This window comes from Nocardia wallacei, from assembly GCF_014466955.1.
Lineage (GTDB): Bacteria > Actinomycetota > Actinomycetes > Mycobacteriales > Mycobacteriaceae > Nocardia > Nocardia wallacei.
On record NZ_AP023396.1, the window covers coordinates 5,499,950 to 5,524,218 of the forward strand.

Consider the following 24,269-nt stretch of genomic DNA (forward strand, 5'->3'; position numbering starts at 1 on the left):
GCGGCTGGATCACAGCGGCGCGGGGCCCGGACATGGTAGCCCGTCGTGCCGGAAATCTATGCACAACAACCACATTGCCCAGCCAGACGCGCTACCCTCGGAGGCGATACGCTCCGCCCGGGTCTCCGGCGACGTAGCGGGCCCAGGTCTGGGTGCCGTCGGCGTGGTCCGGGCAGGTATTGACGCCTTCCCGGAAACCGCGAGCGACCCTGCCCCACAGCGGGACACGCAGCGTCCGGCGGGGCCGGCCGCGTTCGGCGCGCCACTGTGCGGCCAGTTCGGCCAGGGTCAGCACCTCGGGCCCGCCGAAATCCGGTGCCCGGCGCAGCGGCTCGCCCTCGATCAGATCGGCCACCCGCACGGCCACGTCCCCGGTGGCCACCGGCTGGAAACGGAAGTCCAGCGGCAGCGGGGCCAGCGGCAGTCGCTCGACTGCCCCGAGCGCGGCGGCGATCAGGTCGTGAAACTGCGTGGCCCGCAGGATGGTATGCGGCACACCACTGTTCGCGATCAGCTCCTCGCAGGCGAGCTTGTTGCGGTAGTACCGGAACGGAATCCGATCGATCCCGACGATCGATACGTACAACAGCTGCCGCACCCCGCCCGCCACCGCGAGCAGATTCCGGGTCTGCGCCGCATCCGGTCTGCCGAACCGCCGAAAGTCGGAAGCGGCATGCACGATCAGCTCGGCCCCCTCCGCCGCCGCCCGCACGCCTTCCCCCGTCGCCAGATCACCGACATGCGTGCCCACCTCCTCCCGCCGCGACAAGACTCTGACGTCGTGCCCCCGCACCCGCAACCGCTCCACAATGTGCCGACCGAGCGCCCCACTACCCCCAGCAACCAGAACCGTACTCATCGACCCGCTCCCCTTCCCACAGCAGCCACGCCCTCGAAACAAACCCGCCCCACCTGATTACCCCCCTCCGATCCCCACCACAACCGCCACCACTCGACCCACTTCCCCGACCACCCACCCACTACTCGACCCACTTCCCCGACCACCCAGGACCCGCCCGCCTCCTACCAGACCGGCCTGGTGCGCCTCGTCCAGGCCACGCGCCGGCTGCGGCTTGGTGTGGCGGCCCATCTGCACGCCCTGGCCAAAACCGTCCCCCGCCCAACACTCACTCCAGTTATCCCCCACCACCCACCTCCGTTCTCCGACCGAGCACCCGTTGCACCACGCTCGATGCCACCCTGCGATCGAGCACCTGTTGCCCCACATTCGATGCCCACTCCCCAACCAACGACCCACCTCCCACCGCGCGATGCCCACTCACCACCCAAGATCCGGCCACTTCCAAAACCGCCCAACGCTCGCGCCAGTTCCTCCCACCAACCACTCGTTGCCGGACACTCGCCCCGTTCCAAGACCAAACAGTCCTTGCCCCACACTCGATGCCGTTCTCCGACCGAACATCTCGCTACCCGAACACCGAGCCGTTCCCCGACCAAAGCATCCGTCGCTCAACATTCGATGCCCGCCCGCGCCCAAGGCCCCGTTGCCCCAACACTTGTTACCTGCCCCGCGCCCAAGCATCCCGCCACACCGACCCGGTCTCCAACCGAACAGCCGCAGCCCACCACTCGACCCCTTTCCCCGACCAAGCAGCGCTGCTCAACACTCGATGCCCACCCCGCGCCCAAGCCCCGTTGCCCAACACTCCACCCGGCCTGCGAGCGAGCAGCCGTTGCCCAACACTCCACCCGGCCCTGCGAGCGGGCAGCCGCTGCCCATCACTCCACCCCGCTCAGCCACCGAGCACCCCGTTGCTCATCACTCGACGCCCACCCTGGCGACCTGTTGTGGGCGACGCGCCGGGGTCCCCATCCACGACGCGGGCTCGGGGCAGACGAACGGGCGCGACTGTGGTTAGCTGTGGGGCCATGAGCGTGCGCAGCGAGCGAGTCCTGAAATACCATGCGCCCGTGCGCATGCCGGAGCCGAACAGGAGCGAGGCGACGGTATGAGCACCCCTTTGGCCGATCCGCCGGAAGAATATCTACCCCGCGACACCGCCGACGTCGTCCGCACAGTGCGTGACTCCCGGCCCCAGCCGCTGACCGTCCGCGGCGGCGAGCGCGGCGAACACGGCGGCGACTACGAGGACGACCTCGCCCCGCCGGACCGCCGCGTCGTGCTGTCGCTGCGGCGGATGAACCGCGTGCAGGCCGTCGACGCCGACGCGCGGCTGGTGCGAGTGCAGGCCGGCGCGCGCCTGTCCGATGTCGACCGCACCCTCGCCGCGCACGGCCTCGGGCTGCCCATCGTCGGCGACCATCGCGAGATCACCGCGGGCGGATTCGCCGCCGTCGGCGGTCTCAGTGCCGCCTCGCACCGCTACGGCATGTTCAGCGACAACGTCGTCGCGCTCGAATACGTCGATCCCGAGGGCAGATTCGGCACGTGCGGGCGCACCCACCACGCCGACCGCTTCCGCCGCATCCTCGGCGGCGCGGGGCGCACGGGCATCATCACCGCCCTCACCCTCGAGGCCGTCGAGGTCGACAAGGACCACACCTGGCTGGCCTCCGACCCGCACCGCTTCCTCGACTTCGACACCTTCGTCGAACATTCCGTCGCCGAGATCCGCAACCCCGGCGACGCCATGCTCCAGGTCGGCCGCTGGGTGGACACCTCCCCGCTGCGGGTCTCGCGGCCGGTCGGCACCGGGCACGTGCAGCTGGGCACCGTGCGGTTCGGGCAGTGGTCGAGCCTGCACCCCACCACCGCCACGCCGTCGCTGCGCGCCCGCCGCGAACTCGGCGCCCGGGCCCGGAAGTCGCTGGGCGCCATCGCCTCCGCCGCCCGCGGCCCCGCCGGTATGCCGGTGCGCAACGCCGCCGCCGGCGCGCTGATGTTCGCGCCGAAGGTACTCACCCTGCGCGACGCGGAGTTCCTCGCCGACACGGTGATCACCTCCGCCGAACGCGGCCCGGCCCACCGGGTCGCGGTGTTCGCCCCGCTGTCGACCTACACCGCGGTGTTCCACCGGCTGCACGACCTGTTCACCGACTACCGCGAGCGCAGCGGCTGCTTCACCGTCATCTCCGCCATGACCTACGGTGTGCGGTCGCCGTACCTGCACGAGCTGTCCGGCGAGGACCACGGTTTCATCACCTTCACCTGCCGCGTGCGGCCCACCGGGACCTACACCGGCAAGTCCGGCACCCCCGAACTGCTGCGCGAGATCGACGCCGCCATCGAGGACATCTGCCGCTCGGAACGCGCCCGCCGCTACGACACCGAGTAACCGGCAACACAGCACGGCGCCCCGGTCGGAATTCGACCGGGGCGCCGTGTTCGTCTGCGTCTAGTGCTTCTCCGGACCCAGGTGGTACTCGAAGACCAGTCCGCCCACCGCGATCAGGATGCAGACCACCCCGATGCCGATCAGCCAGAACTGGAAGAACGCGAACCCGATCGCGGTCACCGAGGCGGCCGCGGCGATCAGGATGGGCCAGAAGCTGCCGGGCGAGAAGAAGCCCAGGTCGCCGGCGCCGTCCGCGATCTCGGCGTCCTCGTAGTCCTCCGGCCGCAGATCCAGCCGGCGGGCCACGAAGCGGAAGTAGGTGCCCACGATCAGGGTCAGGCCCGCGGTCAGCACGATCGCGGTGGTACCGGCCCATTCGACGCCGGTGCGCGACTGCGCGGTGAAGAAGGCGTAGACGATCGCCACGATGATGAAGAACACCGTGAGCAGCTCGAAGATGCGTGCTTCGACCTTCATGTCAGTTCTTTCCTCACTTGCTCTCGGCCTGGGCGGCTTCGCGCGCGGTGCGGTTGCTGTCGAACGGGTGCGTCGTCACGGCCACCGGCGACTCACCGATGCTCGCCAGCGCGTCGGCGTTGGTCGCGCCCTTCTCCCGCGCCTGCAGGTAGCGCTCGAACTTGTCCGGCGAGACGGCCCGGACCTCGAAGTTCATCATCGAGTGGAAGGTACCGCACATCTCGGCGCACCGGCCGACGAAGGCGCCCTCCTTCTCGATCTTGGTGATCTGGAAGGTGTTGTCGGAGTGGTTCTGCTCCGGGTTCGGCATCACGTCGCGCTTGAACAGGAACTCCGGCACCCAGAACGAGTGGATGACGTCGGCCGCGGCGAGCTGGAACTCCACGACCCGGTTGGTGGGCAGCACCAGCACCGGGATCTCGTTGGTCGAGCCGATCGTCTCGACCTTGTCGTAGTGCAGGTAGGAGATGTCGTTGGCGGGCAGGCCGTTGTTCGGGCCCGGCTGCGCGTGGCCGTCGACCTTGCGCTCCCTGTACTCCTCGACGATCTCCTGGTTCAGCGCCTGCCGGTTGGCGTCGACACCGTCGTAGACCCGGCCGCCGGACAGCGTGGCCTTCTGGTAGCCGAACTTCCAGTTCCACTGGAACGCGGTCACGTCGACCACGACGTCCGGGTTGTCCACCTTCTCGTGCACGTAGTTCTGCACGACCACGGTGAAGTAGAACAGCACCGCGATGATCACGAACGGGATCGCCGTGTAGGTCAGTTCCAGGGGGACGTTGTAGCCGGTCTGCCGGGGGAACTCCGGCGAACTGGACTTCTTGCGGTGGAAGGCCACCGTCCAGAAGGTGAGGCCCCAGACCAGGACACCCATCGCCAGCGCGGCGACCACGGACCAGGTCCACAGTTCGCGCATCCGGGTCGCCTGCGGGGTCACACCCGTGGGCCAGCCGAACCGAAGCACGGGGTTGTCGATCGAGCAGCCCGAGACGAGCAGCACGGTCATCCCCAAGGACACCGCCAGCCCGGCCCGCCGAAGGATGCGGCCCCGCCCGGCTCGGGCGGGTCGTGCCCCTATCGCTTCGCTCGCCTTGTGCGCCACGCTCAACGCCTTCCTGGTCGTCTCTCCGACTCGCCGCCGCCCGGGTGGGGCCGGACAGCGCGTATCCAGCATGTTCGGGTGGCCCGGGACCGGACCGGCACAAACGCACGATCCGGGCCGGGAGTTCCCGAGTACTACGCAGCGTAGACCAAACCGGGTACCGCGTTGTGCCCGGGTCGCATTCGACACACCGGAAAGCGGCCGACGACCGGGACAGCACGCCGACTCCCGGTACGGCATACTCGGAGACTGGGTTTCGCTCCTCCCGCCCGCACCCGATCCCGGAAACGAGGTTCTCGACGCAGTGTGTGGACTGCTCGGATTTCTGACAGCTGACGTGGCGAGCAGCGCTGGTTCCCGCCCTATTCCCCCCCGCGATGTCGTGCAGCAGGTCTACGACGCGTTGCAGTGTGGCCGCCACCGCGGGCCCGACGAGCGCGGTACCTGGCACGACGAACACATCATCCTGGGCTTCAATCGGCTGTCGATCATCGACATCGAGCACTCGCATCAGCCGCTGCGCTGGGGGCCGCCGGACAGCCCGGAGCGCTACGCGCTGGCGTTCAACGGGGAGATCTACAACTACCTGGAACTGCGCGAGCAGCTGCGCTCCGAGCACGACGCGCGGTTCACCACCGAGGGCGACGGCGAGGCGATCGTCGCCGCCTACCACCACTGGGGCACCGACGCGTTCGCGCGGCTGCGCGGCATGTTCGCCTTCGCGATCTGGGACACCGAGACGCGGCGGCTGGTCCTCGCGCGCGATCCGTTCGGCATCAAGCCGCTGTTCCTGGCCACCGGCCCGAACGGCACCGCCTACGCCAGCGAGAAGAAGAGCCTGCTGGAACTGCTTGCGCCGCTGGGCCTTTCGGACGAGCTGGACGTGCGGGCGCTGGAGCACTACACGGTGCTGCAGTACGTGCCGGAGCCGGAGTCGCTGCACAAGGATGTGCGCCGACTGGAGTCCGGGTGCTACGCCACGCTGGAACCGGGTGCGGCGCCGCAGATCACACGGTACTTCGAGCCGAAGTTCCGGGTGCGGCCGTTCGCGGCGGGCAGCGCGGAGCGGCGGTATCGCGAGATCGCCGAGGTGCTGGAGGATTCGGTCGCCAAGCACATGCGCGCCGACGTCACCGTCGGCTCGTTCCTGTCCGGCGGTATCGACTCGACAGCCATCGCGGCGCTGGCGATCCGGCACAATCCCGATCTGCTGACGTTCACCTCCGCATTCGAGCGCGAGGGGTATTCGGAGGCCGACGTGGCCGCCGAGACCGCGGAGGCGATCGGCGCCAAGCATTACATTCGCACCGTGAGCCCGGAGGATTTCGCCGGGGCGATCCCCGAAATCGTCTGGTATCTCGACGATCCCGTGGCCGATCCGGCGCTGGTGCCGCTGTACTTCGTCGCCAAGGAGGCGCGCAAGCACGTCAAGGTGGTGCTGTCCGGCGAGGGCTCCGACGAGCTGTTCGGCGGGTACACGATCTATCGGGAACCGTTGTCGCTCAAGCCTTTCGAGTATCTGCCCCGGGGTGTGCGGCGGTTGGCGGGCAAGTTGTCGGAGCGGATTCCGGACGGCACCCGCGGCAAGAGCCTGCTGCACCGCGGCTCGCTGCCGCTCGAGGAGCGCTACTACGGCAACGCGCGCAGTTTCAGCGACGCCCAGCTGCGGGCGGTGCTGCGCGATTTCCGCCCGGAGTGGACGCATCAGGACGTCACCGCGCCGATCTACCAGCGATCGCGAGGCTGGGATCCGGTCGCGCGCATGCAGCACCTGGACCTGTTCACCTGGCTGCGCGGCGACATCCTGGTCAAGGCCGACAAGGTGACCATGGCCAACTCGCTGGAGCTGCGGGTGCCGTTCCTGGACGCCGAGGTGTTCCGGGTCGCCGAGCAGATCCCGTTCGACCAGAAGCTCACCAAGGAGACCACCAAGTACGCGCTGCGCCGGGCCCTCGAGACGATCGTCCCGCCCCACGTGCTGCACCGGCCCAAGCTGGGTTTCCCGGTCCCTCTGCGGCATTGGCTGCGCGGCCCCGAACTGTACGACTGGGCCGCCGCCCAGATCGCCGATTCGCAGACCGACCACCTGCTCGACAAGTCCGCGATCAAGGCGATGCTGGAGGCACACCGCACCGGCGCCGCCGACCACAGCCGCCGCCTGTGGACCCTCCTGGTCTTCATGATCTGGCACGGCATCTTCGTCGAGAACCGCATCAAGCCGGAGATCCAGGAGCCCACCTACCCGGTGCGGTTGTAGGCGGCCTGTCCGAATTCGCCGGCCGCCGCGAGCCCTGCGCTGTTGCGATCGAGGCGGCTAGGTGTCCGACCTCGGCGCTACGCTCGGGGCATGTGTAGAAACATCACCGCGCTGCGGGGGCTGGAGCCGGAGGCGACGGCCGAGGAAATTCACGCGGCGGCGCTGCAGTACGTGCGCAAAGTCGGCGGCCTGTCCAGCATCTCCGCGTCGAACCGGGCGGCGGTGGAGGCCGCGGTCGCCGATATCGCCGCGGCCACCACCCGCCTGCTCGCCGACCTGCCCGAGCGCAAGGTGCCGCCGAAGTCCGTCCCACCGCTGCGCCGTCCCGAGGTCCGGGCCCGCATCGAGGCGCGCTCCTGAGTAGGACACCGACGTCCGAATCCACATCCGCGTGCGCCGGGCCGTATCTGCGGAGTCTTACCGCTGTTGCAGAGTTCTTACCGCTGTTGCCCGGTGCCCCGGGAATCGCGTGCGCCGGTCGTCAGGCGTATCTACAGAGTCTTGCCGGTGTTGTCCTGTGGGAAGAATGACCGTCGCGGATAGGGCCGCCGATCGTCTCGACCTTGTCGTAGTGCAGGCAGGAGAGGTCACCGCCCGCACGAAGCGATGACGGCGGTGCAGGTGACGGCGAGTTCGAGGGTGGCGCCGAGGACGTCGCCGTTCAGGCCGTCGAAGCGGCGTACGCAGTGTCGGACGAATATCCAGGCGATACCGAGACTCGCGGCTACGGCGAGTACTCCGAGCCAGCGATGGTCGGGTGTGGCGAGAACGCCCGCACCGAGCGCGAGCAGCGTCCAGAGGCCGATGGTCGGCAGCGACTGTGTCCCCGCCACCAAACTGCCGAATCCGGCCCCCGGTGCGGACGGGTATCCCCGGCGGCAAGCCAGGACGACCGCGACCCGCCCCACCGCGACCGCCAGCGCGATCGCGAGCCAACGACCGTCCGCCGCCAGCGCCGCGAACGCCAGCGCCTGCCCGCCGATCGCGAACACCAGCGCGGCCACGCCGAACGGCCCCGCCCCGCCACTCTTCATGACTTCCCGCGCCCGCTCGGGCGGCCCGTAACTCCCGAGACCGTCCGCCGTATCGGCCAGCCCGTCCAGATGCATCCCCCGCGTCGCCGTCGCCAACGTCCCCACCCCCAACAGCCCCGCCAACCCGAAACTCATTCCCGCCGTACCCGACACCCACATCACCCCGGCGACACCCGCACCGAGCACCACCCCCACCACCGGCGCAAGACCGATAGCCCTTCCCGCCCCCACTCGGTCCACCGTCTCCGGCCCCCGCACCGGCACCACCGTCAACCAGGAGACCACCAACCGAACCGAATTCACCCCCACCACCCCCACACCCCAACGATCGACCCGCCCACCACCCGCGACCCCACCCCACCCGCAGCGCACCACGCCGCCAGCACCGCCCGCGACCCCGCCCCACGCACCAACCACCGCGCCAATTCACCCGCAGCGCACCACGCCACCACCACCGCACCCTCCACCGCCCGCGACCCCGCCCCGTGCACCGATCGCCGCGCCGACTCACCCGCAGCGCACCACGCCGCCACCACCGCCCGCGACCATGCCCCACGCACCAACCACCGCGCCGACTCACCCGCAGCGCACCACGCCGCCAGCACCGCACCCTCCATCGCCCGCGACCCCGCTCCACGTACCGATCGCCGCGCCGGCTCACTCGCGGAGTGCCGACTCGGGGGTCGGGGGCCGGGGTGGTGCCGCCGATCGAGGCGCATGGTCAGGGGGTGGGTTCGGAGGGGACGCGGGTGGTTTCGTCGGCGGTGCTCACGCCCGCGTCGGCGAAGGTGGCCATGTCCGCGAGGGTGGCGACGGCGGCGCGGAGGACGGGGAGGGCGGTGAGGGCGCCGGAGCCTTCGCCGAGGCGCATATCCAGGTCGACGAGCGGGTCCAGGCCGAGGCGGTCGAGGGCTCGGGCGTGCGAGGGTTCGGTGGAGCGGTGCCCGGCGACCCACCAGGCCCGGGCGCCGGGGGCCAGCATGTCGGCGAGCAGGGCGGCGGCGGTGATCACCACGCCGTCCAGGACGACGGGAGTGCGGCGGGCGGCGGCCTGCGCGAGATAGCCTGCGGCAGCGGCCAAATCGGCGCCGCCCGCGACGCGCAGCAGCACGACCGGGTCGTGGCGGTGCGAGCGGGCCCGCCACATGGCGTCGCGCACCGCGGCGGCCTTGCGCATCCACGCGGCGTCGTCTATGCCCGTGCCGCGACCCACCGCCAGCACCGGCTCGGTGTCGGTGAGTGTGGCGATGAGAACCGTTGCGGGAGTGGTGTTCCCGATTCCCATGTCACCGGCGATCAACAGGTCGGCGCCCCCGTCGATCTCCTCGTCGGCGATCGCCTTCCCGGCCGCCAGCGCGGCGTTCACCTCGGCCTCGGTGAGCGCGTCCTCGCGGTCGATGCGCCCGGAGGAGCGCCGCACCTTGTATTTCGACACCGACGGATCGGTGTCGCCGTCGACGGCGATGTCCACCACCCGCACGGTCGCGTCCGCCAGCCGCGCCAGCACGTTCACCGCCGCTCCCCCGGCGAGGAAGTTGGCGACCATCTGCGCGGTCACCTCGCTCGGATACGCCGAAACCCCGTGCCGCGCAACACCGTGGTCCCCCGCGAACACCACCACCCGAGCCCGCTGGAACTGCCGCGGCGGGCACACCCCCTGGCAGGCCGCAACCCAGTTCCCCAACGTCTCCAACCGCCCCAGCGCCCCGCCCGGCTTGGTCAACTCCGACTGCCGCGCCTCGGCCTGCCCCCGTACCTGCGCGTCGGGCGCCACCACGGGCCCGAATTCCGGTGCGACAGCGGGGAACTCGCTGATCCACGCTCCCTCATCGGAATCACCAACCGAGGCAACCGGCCCAACATCCGTACCGAATCCGGCTGTGCCCGCGGCTGCCACTTCTTCCGAGAGCACGCCCCCTGCCACGGCATGTGTTGCCCTGGAGGGGGTTTCATCGTAAGGCCCGGCTGGCGTGGAGGTAGACATGCCCGCATGCGCACCACCGACTGCCGATGAAGCAGACTCCGCGCCTCGTGCCCGGGCCGAGGTACCGGAATCCACGGCCCCGGCCTGCGCTGGAAGGCCGGACTCCCCGGCCGTCGCCTGCGCGGAGATGGCGGGGCCCGCCGCGGTACCGATCCCGGCCTTCCCGTACGTGGCATCGGACGCTGATCCGGCAGGGCCGGGACCTTCGCCACTCGACGGAGGTGCACTCCCAGCGCGGGCGGCGTCGTCCACGACGGCACCCGTGGAAGACGCGGCGCCCACAGCGTCGTCCGCGACGGCACCCGTGGAGGACGCGGCGCCCAGCATTGCCACCGGCGCACCGGCGGCGGTCGCGTTCGGTTTGATCCTGGTCGGGATCCCCGCCACTACCAGGTACACCTCGTCGCATACCGCCGCCAGGCGCTGGTTCAGCTCGCCGAGTTCGTCCTGGAACAACCGGCCCGAACGGGTCGCGGGGAGGACACCGAGCCCTACCTCGGGGCTCACGATGATCAGCCGGTGCCGGTAGCCGGTCACGGCCGCGACGAGGTCGTCGGTGTCGGGGCGTACGGTGCCGCGGGGTCCTTCCCACGCCGACCGTGCATCGATGCGCCCGGTCAGCCAGGTGCCGAGGTCGTCGATGAGCGTCACCGCAGCCGGTTCGGCGAGCAGCGCGACCGGATCACCCTCGACCACATTCCACACCCCCGGCCGCCGGACCCGATGGGCCGCAACCCTTTCGGCGAAGTCCGCATCGGACGGATCGACCACGGCCGTCGCCACATACCGCACCGCCCCGGCCCGCCCGGCCAGCTCCTCGGCGAACGCCGACTTCCCAGACCGCGCCCCGCCGAGCACCAGCGTCCGCACCCCAGCATCCTTCACCACGCCAGAACGGTACCAACCCGACCCCTCCGGAGACGCGCACGCCCGCCCACCTCCACCCGCAGCTCACCTCAGCAGTACCGCACCGGCGACAGACAACATCTGCCGCGTGTCGGCTGCGCCCGCACACCGGTCGACCACACGTGCCGTGTAGTGCCGAACACATACACGGCGGCATCCCGCACAACGGCGAACAACACCTGTAGCGCTCGAAGCGTCGACCGGGCGGCAACCGGGTTCGGGCCTGTTGCCCTCAGCCGCCGAACCGGCGACGGTAGTCGGTCGGGGCGATGCCGACGAGGCGTTGGAAGTGGTGGCGGAGGAGGGCCGCGGAGCCGAAACCCGAACGGGAGGCGATGGTTTCGAGGTCGAGGGTGGTTTCCTCGAGGAGGTGTTTCGCCAGCAGGACGCGCTGGTTGGTGAGCCACTTGACCGGCGTGGTGCCGGTTTCGGCGACGAAGCGGCGGGCGAAGGTGCGCGGCGACATGGCCGAGCGGGCGGCCAGATCCTCGATGGTGTGTGCGAGGTCGAGGTGCTCGGTCAGCCAGAGGAGTGTGTCGCGCAGACTGTCGGTGGTGCATTCCGGCACGGGCTGCTCGATGAACTGGCGCTGGCCGCCGTCGCGCTGCGGCGGTACCACCATGCGGCGGGCGATCTTGTTGGCGACCGCGCTGCCCAGTTCGCGCCGCACCAGATGCAGGCAGGCGTCGATGCCCGCCGCGGTACCGGCGCTGGTGATCAGATTGCCCTCGTCGACGAACAGCACATCCGGATCGACGGTGGCCGAGGGATACCGTTCGGCGAGCTGGCCCACATAGCGCCAGTGCGTGGTGCATTTGCGCCCGTCCAGCAACCCGGCCGCGCCGGCGAGGAAGGCGCCCGAGCACACGGTCAGCACGGTCGCCCCGCCGTCCGCGGCGGCACGCACCGCCCGCACCACGCGCGGATCGAACTCGTGGTCCGGTGCGACGGGAAACGCCGGAATCGCGACCAGGTCCGCATCACCCACCGCGTCCAGGCCGTGTTCCGGAGTGAGCGTCACCCCGGGCGTACTGGACTGCAGCGGCCGCCCCGGCTCGGCACCGCAGACCCGGAAGTCGAACGACGGCAGCCCGTCGTCGCGGCGATCCAGCCCGAAAACCTCACAGACGACGCCGAATTCGAACATGGCGACGTTCGCGCTGAGCACCGCGGCGACCTTGGACAGCATCCGACGAGTCTACTTGGCCGGATATTTACGAACAATGTCTTTACTGCCACTGGTGGCAGTAAGTGATTGGCAGAAAACTTACTGCCATGCTTACCTTGCTGCTCACCTTCCTCTTCGTTCTCCTGATCGTCCTGGCTGTGCGCGTGTTCCTGCATCACGGGCTCACCCTGCCGCCCACGGGCTCGAGCGCCGTGGACGACCGCGACGCCCAGCGCCTGGATCAGGAACTCCGCGCCATCACCGCCATACGCGAACACGGTTGAACCACACCGGAACCTGCGCCGTCCGGTCCGGCCACATTCTGACATCCCACCCGGCTACGCTCGGCCATCCCGCCCGGCGACGCTCCGACAACCCACCCGGCCACGTTCGACCAACCCGCCCAGCCACGCTCCGACAACCCGCCCGGCCACGCTCCGACAACCCACCCCGCCACGTTCGGCCAACCACCCAGCCACGCTCCGACAACCCACCCGGCCACGTTCGACCAACCCGCCCGGCCACGCTCCAACATCCCGCCCGGCCACGTTCGACCAACCCGCCCGGCCACGTTCTTCGGCCGGGCTAGACCGAATCGCCCGGGTTCACCCGTGGCTTGGGCGCGCGCATGCGGCGGATCTGCGAGGCCCGCACGAACGCGTACCAGCCCAGCGACCACGACGAGGTGGTGTCGTCGGGGAAACGCTCCTGTACCCGCTTGTTGATGGTCCGGCCGATCAGGAAACCCTCGCCGACCATGAACACCATCATCACCAGCATGGCCAGCGTGACGTAGGCCTGCACCGCAGGCGTCAGGAACATGGTGAGAATCAACACCAGCGCCAGCGGCATGAACAGCCCGACCAGATTGCGCCGCGCGTCGACCAGGTCCCGCACATAGGCGCGTACCGGTCCGCGATCGCGCGGTAACAGGAACTTGTCCTCCCCGGCGAGCATGCGGGCGCGCCGGTCGGCAGCGGCGGCGCGGCGCTCGGCCGAGGCCACCTTGCGATCGGCCCGGCTGCCGCGCGCGGCCTTGCGGCGGGCACGGGCTTCCTTCGAGGTCATGGGCGCGGGCGCGACCGGCCCGCGCCGCCTGTTCTCGGCATCCCGGCGCTTGGGAGTGGGCCGCCCCTTGCCGGTGGTGGCCGTGGCGGCCGGCCGCTCGGAGGGGGTGGCCGAGTCGCCGCCGGACGCGCCGGCCTGGGCGGCCGAGGTCTCGTCGGCGAGGTCGTCGGTCTTGCTGGCATCGCCGCGGCGGAGGAACTTCACGCCGACCAGGCTATTCGATGGCACATCGCCCTGGAAATCCGGTTCGCCGAGTCGCTGTGTCCTGTGCCATAGTCGACTGTTCACCCCCCGCTAACCGGTCGTTTCCGGCCGTGACGAGAGTACCGTCGAGAGCGGACAGCCACATTCGGCAGGCATGACGCCGGGGTGCGGTGGGGTACACGGACTAGGGCGCCATCGACCACGAGTGGCAAGATTGGAATAGCCACCCGCGAAGTGGCGTTGACAGCTTCCGAGCCGTGCGCTGTTCACGGGTTGAACACGGGTCCCGAGGAGACTTCATGACTGTGCAGAACGAGACCACCACTCACGGTGTGACGCTGACCGACGCGGCCGCCTCCAAGGCCAAGGCGCTGCTCGATCAGGAGGGCCGTGACGATCTGGCGCTGCGGATCGCCGTGCAGCCCGGTGGCTGTGCGGGCCTGCGCTACCAACTGTTCTTCGACGACCGCGCGCTCGACGGTGACCTCACCGCCGAGTTCGGCGGCGTCAAGCTGACCGTCGACCGGATGAGCGCCCCGTACGTCCAGGGCGCCGCGATCGATTTCGTCGACACCATCGAGAAGCAGGGTTTCACCATCGACAACCCGAACGCCACCGGCTCCTGCGCCTGCGGCGACAGCTTCAACTGAGCAGCCACCTCAGCGCGGAATCCCAGTGGGATTCCGCGCTGACTGCTGCCCGAGTGCCATGAGTTCCGTTGCCGCACAAGGGGTCCGGCGACCCAGACACTCCGGTGCGCTGGGGTGGTGAGGTCGCAGTTCGACGGTGTACGTTACGGACGACTGATTTCGCCCGCTCATGGGTAATAGACCAGTGCGCCCGAGACCCGACACCGAAGGATTCCCGTGACCATCGCCGTGTCCGCATCCATTGCGACGGACAATCTCATGCACTTCCCCGGACGTTTCTCCGAGGCATTGCTTGCGGATCAGCTCCAGCACGTCTCGCTGAGCTTCCTCGTCGACGATCTGGCCATCCGCCGCGGCGGTGTCGGCGGCAACATCAGCTACGCCATGGGCCTGCTCGGCCGGTCGCCGCTGTTGCTGGGCGCGGTCGGCGCCGACTTCGCCGAGTATCGCGAATGGCTCGAGCGCCACGGCGTCGACTGTTCGGCGGTGCTGACCTCCAGCACGGCGCACACCGCCCGCTTCATCTGCACCACCGATACCGAGATGGCCCAGATCGCGACCTTCTACCCGGGCGCGATGAGCGAGGCCCGTGACATCTCGATCGCCAAGGTGTCGCAGACCCGCGAGCTGGAGCTGGTGCTGATCGGCGCCAACGATCCCGAGGCCATGCTGCGCCACACCCGCGAATGCCGGGAGCTGGGCATCCCGTTCGCCGCCGACCCGTCCCAGCAGCTCGCCCTGCTCGACGGCGAGCAGGCGCGGCAGCTGATCGAGGGCGCGGCGTACCTGTTCACCAACGAGTACGAACTGGGCCTGCTGCGGCAGAAGACGGGCCTGACCCTGGACGAGATCGGCGCGCGGGTCGGCATCCGGGTCACCACGCTGGGCGCGAAGGGCGTGCAGATCGTCGACCGCGACGGCACCGAGGTGAACGTCGAGGTGGTGCCCGAGCGGTCGAAGGTGGACCCGACCGGGATCGGCGACGCGTTCCGCGCCGGATTCCTCACCGGCCACACCGCCGGGCTCGGCCTGGAGCGCGCTGCGCAACTGGGTTCGCTGATCGCGGTGCTGGTGCTGGAGACCGACGGCCCGCAGGAGTGGACGCTCGACCGCACCGAGGCGCTGGAACGGCTGCGCGGCGCCTACGGTCCGGCGGCCGCCGACGACATCGCGCCGCTGCTGCACTGACCGAAATCGACTGCGCCGCCGCCGCAGTCGGCGCGGCGCGATTTCGCAATCCGTCACAGGTGAACCGGCGATTCCGCCGTGCGAGTTTCGTTTCGACTGCGCCCGCACTATGCGGTGACGACTCACAGTCGGTCGAAGGTACGCCGGTCGCCACCGAGCCATAGGGTATACGCATGGGATCCGACCGTTTGTATTTTCGTCAGCTGCTGGCCGGCCGGGATTGGGCCGTGGGCGATCCGATCGCCACGCAGATGCGCAATTTCGCGTATTTGCTGGGCGACCGAGACAGTGGCGAGTGTTTGGTCGTGGATCCCGCATATGCCGCAACCGATCTGGTCGATATCGCCGAGGCCGACGGGCTGCGCGTGAGCGGCGTACTCGCCACCCATCACCACCCCGATCACGTGGGCGGGACAATGCTCGGATTCACCTTGCGAGGCGTGCGCGAACTGCTGGAGCGGGTGCAGGTCCCGGTGCACGTCAATGCCGAGGAACTGCCGTGGGTCGCCAATGTCACCGACATCGCGCCCAGCGAACTGACCGGTCACGCGCACGGCGACAAGGTGACCGTCGGCGGGTTCGAGATCGAATTGCTGCACACTCCCGGGCACACGCCGGGCAGCCAGTGCTTCCTGTTCGAGGATCGGCTCGTCGCAGGCGACACACTGTTCGTCGACGGCTGCGGACGCACCGATTTCCCGGGCGGCGATTCCGACGCGATGTTCCGCAGTCTCCGATATCTAGCGGGCCTATCGGGCGACCCGACCGTTTATCCGGGCCACTGGTATTCGCAGGAGCCCAACGCCGCGCTGTCCACGGTGCGCGACAGCAACTATGTGATGCGGCCGCAGACGCTCGAGCAGTGGCACATGCTGATGCCGGGATAGCGACCCGGCTCAGATCAGCTTGCGCATCCAGCCGTGAATATCGGCGAACGTGCCGCGCTGAATTCCGGTCAGCGTCTCGCGCAGTGCCATGGTGACCTCACCGGGTTCGCCGTCGCCGATGGTGAATTCGCCCTCGGCCGAGCGCACCGACGCGACCGGGATGACGACCGCCGCGGTGCCGCAGCCGAACACCTCGGTGATCTCGCCCGACTCCACGCCCGTGCGCCATTCGTCGACCGAGATCTTGCGCTCCTCCACCTGGTAACCGGAATCGGCGGCCAGGGTGAGCAGCGAGTCGCGGGTGATGCCCGGCAGCAGAGAGCCGGACAGTTCCGGGGTCACCAGCCGCGCCTGCGAGCCCGCGCCGTACACGAAGAACAGGTTGTTGGTGCCCATCTCCTCGACGTAGCGGTGTTCGCAGGCGTCGAGCCAGACCACCTGGTCACAGTCCTGGTCGGCGGCCTGCTTCTGGGCCAGCAGCGAGGCGGCGTAGTTGCCCGCCACCTTGGCTTCGCCGGTGCCGCCGGGCGCGGCCCGCACGAACTCGGTGGACAACCACACCCGCACCGGCTTCAGGCCGCGCGGAAAGTACGCTCCCGCAGGCGAACCCAGCAGCAGGTACTTGTATGCCTCGGCCGGTTTCACGCCCAGGCCCGCCTCGGTGGCGAACATGAACGGCCGCAGATACAGCGAGTCCTCCCCGCCCGCCGCCGGCACCCAGTCGGCGTCGACCTCGAGCAGCTGGCGGATCGATTCGATGAACAGTTCCTCCGGGAGTTCGGCCATCGCCATGCGCCGCGCCGAGCGCTGGAAGCGGCGGGCGTTGGCGTCGATGCGGAAGGTCGCGATGCTGCCGTCGCCGTGCCGGTAGGCCTTCAGTCCCTCGAAAATGGCCTGACCGTAGTGGAACACCATGGTCGAGGGGTCCATCTGCAAGCTGCCGTACGGCTCCACCCGCGGATTGGTCCATTCCCCGCCCACATAGTCGATCGACACCATGTGATCGGTGAAGAAGCGCCCGAAACCGGGTTCCACCAGCATCTCCTGCCGCCGCGCCGCCGGGGTGGGCGAGGGATGCGGGATACGGGTGAACTGTGCGGCAACGGTCATGATTCCGATCCTAGAACCCGGCGTTCCGCCCGCGATGCCAGGCCTACCTCGGTGGATTCAGGAGGTGTGGGGGGTGACGAAGGGCGGGCGGGTCACCTCCGCGCGGAGGCGGCGGCCACGGACGTCGACCTCGACCTCGTCGCCCGGTTGCAGGCCCGCTGCCGTGTCCAGCAGGGCCAGGGCGATGCCGACCTTGAGTGTGGGTGAGAAGGTGCCCGAGGTGGTCTCGCCCACGACCTCATCGCCGCGCAGTACCGTCTGGCCCTGGCGCAGCACGCCGCGGTCGAGTGCCACGAGTCCCAACAGGTTCCGGCGCGGGCCCGCCGCCTTCTCGGCGGCGAGCGCGTCGCGGCCCCAGAACTCCGGCTTCTTCCAGCCGACGGCCCAGCCGCAGCGGGCCTGCACCGGTGAGATCTCCGGCGACAGTTCGTGACCGTGCAGCGGGTAGCCCATCTCGGTGCGCAGGGTGTCGCGCGCGCCCAGCCCGGCCGCCTGGCCGTCGCGGGCGCGGACCTCCGCCAGCAGCGCCCGGAACAGCGGTTCGGCGTCCGACCAGCGCGGCAGCAGCTCGTACCCGTGCTCGCCGGTGTAGCCGGTGCGGCAGACCCGGACCGGGCGGCCGTCCCACTCGGCGTCGGCGAAGGCCATGTACTCCATGGCGGTCGGCAGGCCCAGCGCGTCCAGCACCTCCGCCGAGCGCGGCCCCTGCACCGCGAACACCGCGTACCCGCGATGCTCGTCGGTGACGGTGATGCCGTCCGGCGCCGCCTTCCCCATCTCCGCCACCACGGCCGCGGTGTTGGCGGCATTGGGCACCAGGAACAGTTCGTCGTCGCCGACGTAGTACGCGATCAGATCATCGATCACCCCGCCCCGCGGCGTACAGCACAACGTGTACTGCGCCTTCCCCGGCCGGATCCGCCCCAGATCATTGGTCAGCACCGAGTTCACGAACTCCGCCGCCCCCACCCCGCGCACGGTCGCCTTCCCCAGATGACTCACATCGAACAACCCGACCGCGGTCCGCACGGCCGTATGCTCCGCCACCGTCCCCCCGTACTGCACCGGCATCTCCCACCCCCCGAACGGCGCAAAACTCGCCCCCAACTCCACATGCACGTCATGGATCGGGCCCCGCAGCAGCATCGAGTCACTCACCCGAGCGAGCTTATCGAGTGCATTCCTCCGGTACTCGGGCAGCGCGATCAACCGGTGTGGCACGCACCGGCGGCGCTCAGCTGGAGAACCACAGGGGCAGCACCCACCGGGAGCCATCAACCGGGAAACCGAACGGGTGATACCCACCAGGAGCCCTCAATTCGGGAACCACATGGGATAGAGGGTGGGGCCGTTCTCCGGAAGTGCGATCGGGTCGCCCTGGTGGGCGAAACCGTGGCGGGCGTAGAGGCGGGCGGAGCGTTCGGTGCTGGCTTCGAGGTAGGCGGGAAGGCCGTCGCTCGCCGTGGCTTTCACGCGGGCCTCGACGATGGCTCCGCCCGCGCCCGAGCCGCGGTGCCGCGGAAGAGTGACGATCGCCTGGAGGTAGCGGTGCGGGAACTGGGTGGGGTGGCGTTCGGCGATGGCGGCGGTGACGGCCGCCATGCGGCGGAACGGCGGGAGCGGAGTGTTCTCGAACAGGTGCCGCGCCTCCTGCGCCTCCTGCCGGACCCGGTCGAGATCCGGCAGCGTCTGCCACAGCGATACCGACCAGATGTCGTCGCCGGCGCCGGCCACCCAGATCTCGTCGTCGCGCAGGGCGCGGGCGACCACCTCGGGCACGTACTCCGCGCGGAAGCGCTCGGCGATGTCCGGGTGGCCGTCCAGCACCCATGCCGAGACCGCCTCGTCGGCGCTCGCTTCGGCGAATACGCGCGCCACCGTCTCGGCCTCCGCCGGTTCCGCGCGGCGCACCGTGAGCTGTGTCTGCATTTGACCTCCCGAAAGTGAACACTGTGCTTGTTCGCCAACATATGGGGCGGCTAGCGGTGATACGAGTATTTCGTCACACTGCAATGTGTGATGAAAACGGCCTGCGCGGTGTGCGGTGGCGAGCTGCCGCAACCGCGGCGTGGCCGCCGACGCCGGTACTGCTCACGCGCGTGTCAGGCCCGCGCTTACCGCGCGCGCCGCGACACCGCCGCGATACCGCCGCGCCGGGCCCGGCCGCGACGGCTCACGACGGTCGGAATCGTCCGCGCCGCAGTGGAATTGGCCGATCGCGACGGCCTGTCCGCCCTGTCCATGCGTCGGCTCGCCACCGAATTGCAGGTCGCGACCGCCGCCCTGTACCGCCACTTCCCCGATCGCGACACCCTGCTCGCCGAGATGGCGGAACTGGTCATCGCCGAAATACCGCCGCCGCCAACGGATCTCGTAGGCTGGCGGGAACGCATCGGCTACGAGGCCCGGGGGGAATGGCAGCTCTACCGGCGACATCCGTGGATGCTGCCGGTCCTCGCACGGACCCAGCCGCCGGTGGGACCGGCCCTGCTCGACAGTCTGGAAAGGTTCTTCGCCGCCTTCGAAGGGCCGGACATCGACCGCGATGCTGTGCTCTCGATCTACCTGTCGGTCTCCGGTCTGGTCCAGGGCCTCGCGCTGCTCCCCGCCTCCGAACGCGCCGGATCGGCCGAGACCTTCCGCGCCACGGCCCTCGAGCTGGTCTTCGCGCACACCTACCCGACTCTGTCCCGTTACTTCGCCGCGCCGACCGACAGCATCGACCTGGATTTCGACCGGCTGTTCGAGGACGCCCTTGCCCTGCTCCTCGACGGCATCGCGGCCCGGCGCCCGCCCACCGGAAACGGCCGATCGGAGGCGCCCACCGCGCCGCGCGGCGCCGTCGGAAGCGCGCCGCCGGCACCCTGCCCGACGCTCACAAATCCGCCCGACCAGTAGCCTTGTCCGCATGACAGCTGTTGCAGATCGTTCGCTCGGACCGGAACTGGCACGCACCGTAGACATCGGCGCCGACACCGATGTGCTCGTCATCGGGCTCGTGACGACCGACGACGGACCGGCGGTCACCCCGGACGACGCGTTCGAGGACGTGCTGAGCGCGGAGGTCCGCGCGGCGCTGACCGAGCAGTTGCGGGCCGTCGGCGCGAAGGGCAAGGCCGAGGAGCTGACCCGTATCCCCGCCCCCGCGGGCCTGGGCGTCACCAGCGTGCTCGCAGTGGGGCTGGGCGCGGCGGACAAGCTCGACGCGGAGCAGATCCGCAAGTCGGCCGGGGTCGCGGCGCGCGCGCTCGCCGGCGTGGACACCGCCACCACCACACTGTCGGGGCTGGATCTGGGCGCCGCGGCCGAGGGCTTCTACCTCGGCGCCTACACCTTCACCCCGTTCCGCTCGGGCAAGTCCGCGCCCAAGCCGGACGAACAGCCGGTGCGGCGCATCGAGTTCCTCGTTCCCGAGCCGGATTTCGGGGAAGAGGCGCTGTTCCGGGCGCAGTGCACCGCGGAGGCCGTCGCCACCGCCCGCGACTTCGTCAACACCCCGCCCAGTCACCTCTACCCCGCCGAATTCGCCTCGCGCGCACAGCAACTGGCCGAGGCCGCCGGGCTGGAAGTCGAGGTGCTCGATGAAAAGGCGCTGGAGGCACAGGGTTTCGGTGGCATCATCGGTGTCGGCAAGGGTTCCTCCCGGCCGCCGCGGCTGATCCGCATCACCCACCGCGGCGGCGCGAAGAAGGTCGCCCTGATCGGCAAGGGCGTCACCTTCGACACCGGCGGCATCTCCATCAAGCCCGCCGCCAACATGGAGAACATGACCTCGGACATGGGCGGGGCGGCCGCGGTCATCGCGACCGTGCTGCTGGCGGCGCGGCTGAGCCTGCCGATCACGGTGACGGCCACCGTGCCGATGGCGGAGAACATGCCCTCGGCCACGGCCCAGCGGCCCGGTGACGTGCTGACCCAGTACGGCGGCACCACTGTCGAGGTGATCAACACCGATGCCGAGGGACGGCTCATCCTGGCCGACGCCATGGTGCGCGCGGGCGAGGACGAGCCCGACTATCTCATCGACGTCGCCACCCTGACCGGCGCGCAACTGGTCGCGCTGGGCACCCGGACCCCGGGCGTGATGGGCACCGACGAGTTCCGCGACCGCGTGGCCCGCATCTCCCAGGAGGTCGGCGAGAACGGCTGGGCCATGCCGCTTCCCGCCGAGCTGCGCACCGACCTCAACTCGAAGATCGCCGATCTGGCCAATGTGACCCCGCACCGCAACGGCGGCATGCTCGCGGCCGGTCTCTATCTGAAGGAGTTCGTCCCCGAGGGCGTCGAGTGGGCCCACCTCGACGTCGCCGGCCCCGCCTACAACACCGGCGGCCCCTTCGGCTACATCGGCAAGGGCGGCACCGGCGTCCCCGTCCGCACCCTCATCGCCGTCCTGGACGACATCGCCGCCGAGTAGCCCCTCGGCCCGCGCGGACACCTCGTGGTCGAGACGGCGCAGTCCGCCACGTCGAGGTGGAAGTATCCGCGCGGGCCGGGCCTTTCCCGTCGCCAGTCACACGAACACCACGCCGAGTGAAGTCGGATAGGGTCGGTGCGGGCGAGTGGCTGCCCGATACGGTCGGATGCGTGAACGGAAGAGTCACCGCTCGAGCGGGCCGATGTGGCTGGTGCGGAGCACTTTCGCGGCGACAGGCGCCCGGCGCGCGAGTGGGAGACCTCCCGTGGCAGGAGCTCAGGAGGCGTGGCGGCGGGAGTGGCGGTAGGCCGTCGGCGCTTGGCCGTGCACGCGTTTGAAGGCGCGGGAGAAGGCGAATTCGGAGGCGTAGCCGATGCTGCGAGCCACCGCTGCGACGGAGTCGGGGGTGTCGCGCAGGCGGCGGGCGGCCAGTTCCATGCGCCAGCGGGCGAGGTAGGTCAGGGGCGGTTCGCCGACGAGGGTGGTGAAGCGGCGGGCCAGGGTGGCGCGGGAGATCCGGACGCGGTCGGCCAGCTCGGCGACTGTCCACGGGTGCGAAGGGTTTTCGTGCAGCAGGGCCATGACCCGCGCGATCTCGGGGTCGCGCAACGCCAGCAGCCAGGACGCCGCCGCCTCGGTGCGCGACTCCGTCCACGCCCGCAGCGCGTGGATGAACAGCACATCGACCAGCCGGTCGACCACGGTCTGCGTGCCGGGCCGCTCCGCGCCCACCTCGGCGGCCAGCAGGGTCAGGGTGGCGGCCAGTTCCGGCCGGTGCGCGGCCTGTTCCGACGACAGGTGCACCACCGGCGGCAGCAGGGTGAACAACGGATGCGAGCCGTAGTTGTCGTAATGGTAAGCGCCGCAGACGGTTCGGGTGCTGGGGCCGGGACCGTCCAGCACGATGGCCCGGCGGCCGGGCGGCGGAGCGATCCGCTGATACGGCGTGAGCGGCGCATCCGGCGCGCTCGCCAGCGCGTGCCCGCCGCCGGTGGGCAGCAGCACGAAATCACCGGTCGCCAGGGGCAACGGCGCGAAACCCGGTCGCAGCAGCCAGCAATCGCCCGCCACGACCGCATGGAAGGCCGCCATCGGCACCTCGTCCAGCCGCACACCCCACGACCCCGCCGCGGTCAACTGGGCCAGGACCACACCACCCACTCCGGTCGCGGCCAGCACGTCGGTCAGCACATCCACGACACCAGTGTATGAGACGCGCTGCTATCCATTCGCGACGCAGGGTCATGGCCGCGGCGACCGTGCGGACATACCGTCGAGGACATGCCAGAAAGCTACTCGCACAACCTGATTCGATTCCAGGAACAGTACGCCGCCATCCTGCCGGAAGAGCTGCTGCAGCAAGCACAGCAGCACGCCGAAAGTCTCAGCGGTCTCGGCTCCGACGCCCTCACCACCGGCGCACTCGCTCCGGACTTCACCCGCACCGATCAGCGCGGCACACCCTTCACCCTCACCGACGCGTTGCGCGAGGGTCCGGTCGTGCTGACCTTCTACCGCGGCGGCTGGTGCCCGTACTGCAATGTGCAGCTGCACACGCTGCAACAGGCCCTTCCGGAGTTCCGCGCCCACGGCGCCCGGCTGGTGGCGATCTCACCGGAGCCGCCGGACGATTCGCTCACCACCGCCGAACGCCACGCCCTGGAGTTCGACGTGCTCTTCGACGACCGCAACGGCGTGGCCCGCGCATTCGGACTGGTGTTCACCGTGCCCGAGGATGTTCGAGAGCTGTACCGGACAGCGGGCGCCGATCTCACCGCCACCAACGACGAACTGCCGATCCCCGCAACCTATGTCATCGACACCGATCGCCGCATCCGCTACGCCCACGTCGACGGCGACTACCGGCACCGCGCGGAAGCCGCCGACATCCTCACCGCCCTGAGCGAACGAGCCTCGGCCACATAGAGCATGGTGGACTCACACCTCGAGCCTCGGCCACACCCCCGTCGTGGACTCACACCTCGAGCCTCGGCCACACCCCCGTCGTGGACTCACACCTCGAGCCTCCGCCACGCCCCCATGGTGGACTGACACCGCCGCGAGCTTCCGCCCAACCCCGCGTCGCGGACTGACGCCCTACGGTTCCCCCAATTCCTGTTCCAATGCGCGCTTGCGTTCGATGCGGCGACGGGCGTCGAAGTCTCGCATGCGTTGGGGGTAACCGGTGCGGCGGACGTCGTAGACGGGGATGCCGAGGCGGCCGGACAGACGCCGGGCGCCTTGCTCCCCGACCACCCGCCGCGTCCATTCACCATCCGTGGCAACAAGAACCACCGTGACATCGGTCACGGTGGTTTTCGGTTCCACGTAGGCCTCGACACCGATGTGGTTGCGGACCCAATCGTCCAGATAGCGGAAATCGCCGGCACCGGAACCGCCCGGCCCGCTGCGGCGGAAACGATCCAGCAAACCCATCTCCGCCCCACCTCCTCGTTCCAAGAACCGGACACGCTCGGACCCGGTCCATCGATACTGCCAGTAGGACGGTGTGCGCGGCGCGAGCCGGGTCCGCCCGCCGCGAACGCCACCGGTCCGGACG

General features: G+C 69.8%; 23 protein-coding genes and 1 pseudogene. 10 read left to right on the forward strand and 14 right to left on the reverse strand.

The genetic code is table 11. The features are described 5' to 3' along the window. Positions 1-91: 91 nt before the first annotated feature. Positions 92-859, reverse strand: a complete 768-nt coding sequence (locus NWFMUON74_RS24230) for an SDR family oxidoreductase (RefSeq protein ID WP_187684087.1) — start codon at positions 857-859, stop codon at positions 92-94. A 1,111-nt stretch (positions 860-1,970) separates the two neighbouring features. On the opposite strand from NWFMUON74_RS24230, the gene NWFMUON74_RS24235 reads away from it, so the two are divergent. Further along, positions 1,971-3,257 (forward strand): FAD-binding oxidoreductase, encoded by a 1,287-nt coding sequence (locus tag NWFMUON74_RS24235; protein ID WP_187684088.1) that lies wholly within the window; start codon positions 1,971-1,973, stop codon positions 3,255-3,257. Between the two features lie 60 nt (positions 3,258-3,317). Here the strand turns inward: NWFMUON74_RS24235 and NWFMUON74_RS24240 are convergent, their stop codons facing one another. Beyond that, positions 3,318-3,734, reverse strand: coding sequence for a cytochrome c oxidase subunit 4 (locus NWFMUON74_RS24240; protein WP_187684089.1), 417 nt, complete (start codon positions 3,732-3,734; stop codon positions 3,318-3,320). Between the two features lie 13 nt (positions 3,735-3,747). Beyond that, entirely contained in the window at positions 3,748-4,836 is a 1,089-nt protein-coding gene (gene ctaC / locus NWFMUON74_RS24245) for an aa3-type cytochrome oxidase subunit II (protein WP_483243758.1), read from the reverse strand. Between the two features lie 304 nt (positions 4,837-5,140). Here ctaC and asnB point away from each other — a divergent pair, with 304 nt between their 5' ends. Further along, on the forward strand, positions 5,141-7,093 hold the full coding sequence (gene asnB / locus NWFMUON74_RS24250; protein WP_187684091.1) for an asparagine synthase (glutamine-hydrolyzing): 1,953 nt from the start codon (positions 5,141-5,143) through the stop codon (positions 7,091-7,093). Between the two features lie 90 nt (positions 7,094-7,183). After that, positions 7,184-7,453 carry a DUF2277 domain-containing protein gene (locus NWFMUON74_RS24255; RefSeq protein WP_187684092.1) on the forward strand — a complete coding sequence of 90 codons (270 nt, stop codon included), beginning with the start codon at positions 7,184-7,186 and terminating at the stop codon, positions 7,451-7,453. Positions 7,454-7,680: 227 nt separating this feature from the next. On the opposite strand, the gene NWFMUON74_RS24260 is transcribed toward NWFMUON74_RS24255, so the two are convergent. From NWFMUON74_RS24260 to NWFMUON74_RS24275, 5 genes and pseudogenes are all read right to left on the reverse strand, one after another. Next, positions 7,681-8,430, reverse strand: coding sequence for an adenosylcobinamide-GDP ribazoletransferase (locus NWFMUON74_RS24260; RefSeq protein WP_187684093.1), 750 nt, complete (start codon positions 8,428-8,430; stop codon positions 7,681-7,683). After that, the gene (locus tag NWFMUON74_RS24265) at positions 8,427-8,744 is read right to left on the reverse strand and encodes a hypothetical protein (RefSeq protein ID WP_187684094.1); all 318 of its coding nucleotides are present in this window, start codon (positions 8,742-8,744) and stop codon (positions 8,427-8,429) included. The genes NWFMUON74_RS24260 and NWFMUON74_RS24265 overlap by 4 nt, the downstream gene beginning before the upstream one ends. 104 nt (positions 8,745-8,848) lie before the next feature. Beyond that, positions 8,849-9,943: a nicotinate-nucleotide--dimethylbenzimidazole phosphoribosyltransferase gene (gene cobT, locus NWFMUON74_RS36310; RefSeq protein WP_232111208.1), complete on the reverse strand. Its 1,095-nt coding sequence runs from the start codon at positions 9,941-9,943 to the stop codon at positions 8,849-8,851. 543 nt (positions 9,944-10,486) lie between these two features. Further along, a pseudogene (locus NWFMUON74_RS36315) lies at positions 10,487-10,999 on the reverse strand (bifunctional adenosylcobinamide kinase/adenosylcobinamide-phosphate guanylyltransferase); the annotation flags it as partial. A 250-nt stretch (positions 11,000-11,249) separates the two neighbouring features. After that, positions 11,250-12,206, reverse strand: a complete 957-nt coding sequence (locus NWFMUON74_RS24275) for a helix-turn-helix domain-containing protein (RefSeq protein WP_187684096.1) — start codon at positions 12,204-12,206, stop codon at positions 11,250-11,252. An 86-nt stretch (positions 12,207-12,292) separates the two neighbouring features. On the opposite strand from NWFMUON74_RS24275, the gene NWFMUON74_RS24280 reads away from it, so the two are divergent. Continuing rightward, positions 12,293-12,469, forward strand: coding sequence for a hypothetical protein (locus tag NWFMUON74_RS24280; protein ID WP_187684097.1), 177 nt, complete (start codon positions 12,293-12,295; stop codon positions 12,467-12,469). A 301-nt stretch (positions 12,470-12,770) separates the two neighbouring features. Here NWFMUON74_RS24280 and NWFMUON74_RS24285 read toward each other — a convergent pair whose 3' ends face one another. Continuing rightward, on the reverse strand, positions 12,771-13,457 hold the full coding sequence (locus NWFMUON74_RS24285) for a DUF3043 domain-containing protein (protein WP_187684098.1): 687 nt from the start codon (positions 13,455-13,457) through the stop codon (positions 12,771-12,773). Positions 13,458-13,756: 299 nt separating this feature from the next. Between NWFMUON74_RS24285 and NWFMUON74_RS24290 the strand changes: the two genes are divergently transcribed. From NWFMUON74_RS24290 to NWFMUON74_RS24300, 3 genes are all read left to right on the forward strand, one after another. Further along, entirely contained in the window at positions 13,757-14,107 is a 351-nt protein-coding gene (locus tag NWFMUON74_RS24290) for an iron-sulfur cluster assembly accessory protein (RefSeq protein ID WP_187684099.1), read from the forward strand. 216 nt (positions 14,108-14,323) lie between these two features. Then, the gene (locus NWFMUON74_RS24295) at positions 14,324-15,295 is read left to right on the forward strand and encodes a carbohydrate kinase family protein (protein ID WP_187684100.1); all 972 of its coding nucleotides are present in this window, start codon (positions 14,324-14,326) and stop codon (positions 15,293-15,295) included. Positions 15,296-15,468: 173 nt separating this feature from the next. Next, entirely contained in the window at positions 15,469-16,182 is a 714-nt protein-coding gene (locus NWFMUON74_RS24300) for an MBL fold metallo-hydrolase (protein ID WP_187684101.1), read from the forward strand. Positions 16,183-16,191: 9 nt separating this feature from the next. Here the strand turns inward: NWFMUON74_RS24300 and NWFMUON74_RS24305 are convergent, their stop codons facing one another. The 3 genes from NWFMUON74_RS24305 to NWFMUON74_RS24315 all read right to left on the reverse strand — a co-directional run bounded on the left by NWFMUON74_RS24305 (position 16,192) and on the right by NWFMUON74_RS24315 (position 19,221). Next, on the reverse strand, positions 16,192-17,292 hold the full coding sequence (locus tag NWFMUON74_RS24305; RefSeq protein WP_187684102.1) for a branched-chain amino acid aminotransferase: 1,101 nt from the start codon (positions 17,290-17,292) through the stop codon (positions 16,192-16,194). 57 nt (positions 17,293-17,349) lie between these two features. Continuing rightward, positions 17,350-18,450 carry a glycine cleavage system aminomethyltransferase GcvT gene (gcvT, locus tag NWFMUON74_RS24310; protein ID WP_187684103.1) on the reverse strand — a complete coding sequence of 367 codons (1,101 nt, stop codon included), beginning with the start codon at positions 18,448-18,450 and terminating at the stop codon, positions 17,350-17,352. Between the two features lie 156 nt (positions 18,451-18,606). Further along, positions 18,607-19,221, reverse strand: coding sequence for a GNAT family N-acetyltransferase (locus NWFMUON74_RS24315; RefSeq protein ID WP_187684104.1), 615 nt, complete (start codon positions 19,219-19,221; stop codon positions 18,607-18,609). Between the two features lie 90 nt (positions 19,222-19,311). Here NWFMUON74_RS24315 and NWFMUON74_RS24320 point away from each other — a divergent pair, with 90 nt between their 5' ends. Continuing rightward, positions 19,312-20,190: a TetR/AcrR family transcriptional regulator gene (locus NWFMUON74_RS24320; RefSeq protein ID WP_187689394.1), complete on the forward strand. Its 879-nt coding sequence runs from the start codon at positions 19,312-19,314 to the stop codon at positions 20,188-20,190. A gap of 10 nt (positions 20,191-20,200) precedes the next feature. After that, positions 20,201-21,709, forward strand: a complete 1,509-nt coding sequence (locus tag NWFMUON74_RS24325; RefSeq protein WP_187684105.1) for a leucyl aminopeptidase — start codon at positions 20,201-20,203, stop codon at positions 21,707-21,709. Between the two features lie 276 nt (positions 21,710-21,985). Here NWFMUON74_RS24325 and NWFMUON74_RS24330 read toward each other — a convergent pair whose 3' ends face one another. After that, complete coding sequence (locus NWFMUON74_RS24330) at positions 21,986-22,906, reverse strand: AraC family transcriptional regulator (RefSeq protein WP_187684106.1); 921 nt, start codon at positions 22,904-22,906, stop codon at positions 21,986-21,988. 84 nt (positions 22,907-22,990) lie between these two features. On the opposite strand from NWFMUON74_RS24330, the gene NWFMUON74_RS24335 reads away from it, so the two are divergent. Then, positions 22,991-23,635, forward strand: coding sequence for a peroxiredoxin-like family protein (locus tag NWFMUON74_RS24335; protein ID WP_187684107.1), 645 nt, complete (start codon positions 22,991-22,993; stop codon positions 23,633-23,635). A gap of 171 nt (positions 23,636-23,806) precedes the next feature. On the opposite strand, the gene NWFMUON74_RS24340 is transcribed toward NWFMUON74_RS24335, so the two are convergent. Then, complete coding sequence (locus NWFMUON74_RS24340) at positions 23,807-24,145, reverse strand: oxidoreductase (protein ID WP_187684108.1); 339 nt, start codon at positions 24,143-24,145, stop codon at positions 23,807-23,809. Positions 24,146-24,269 lie beyond the last annotated feature (124 nt).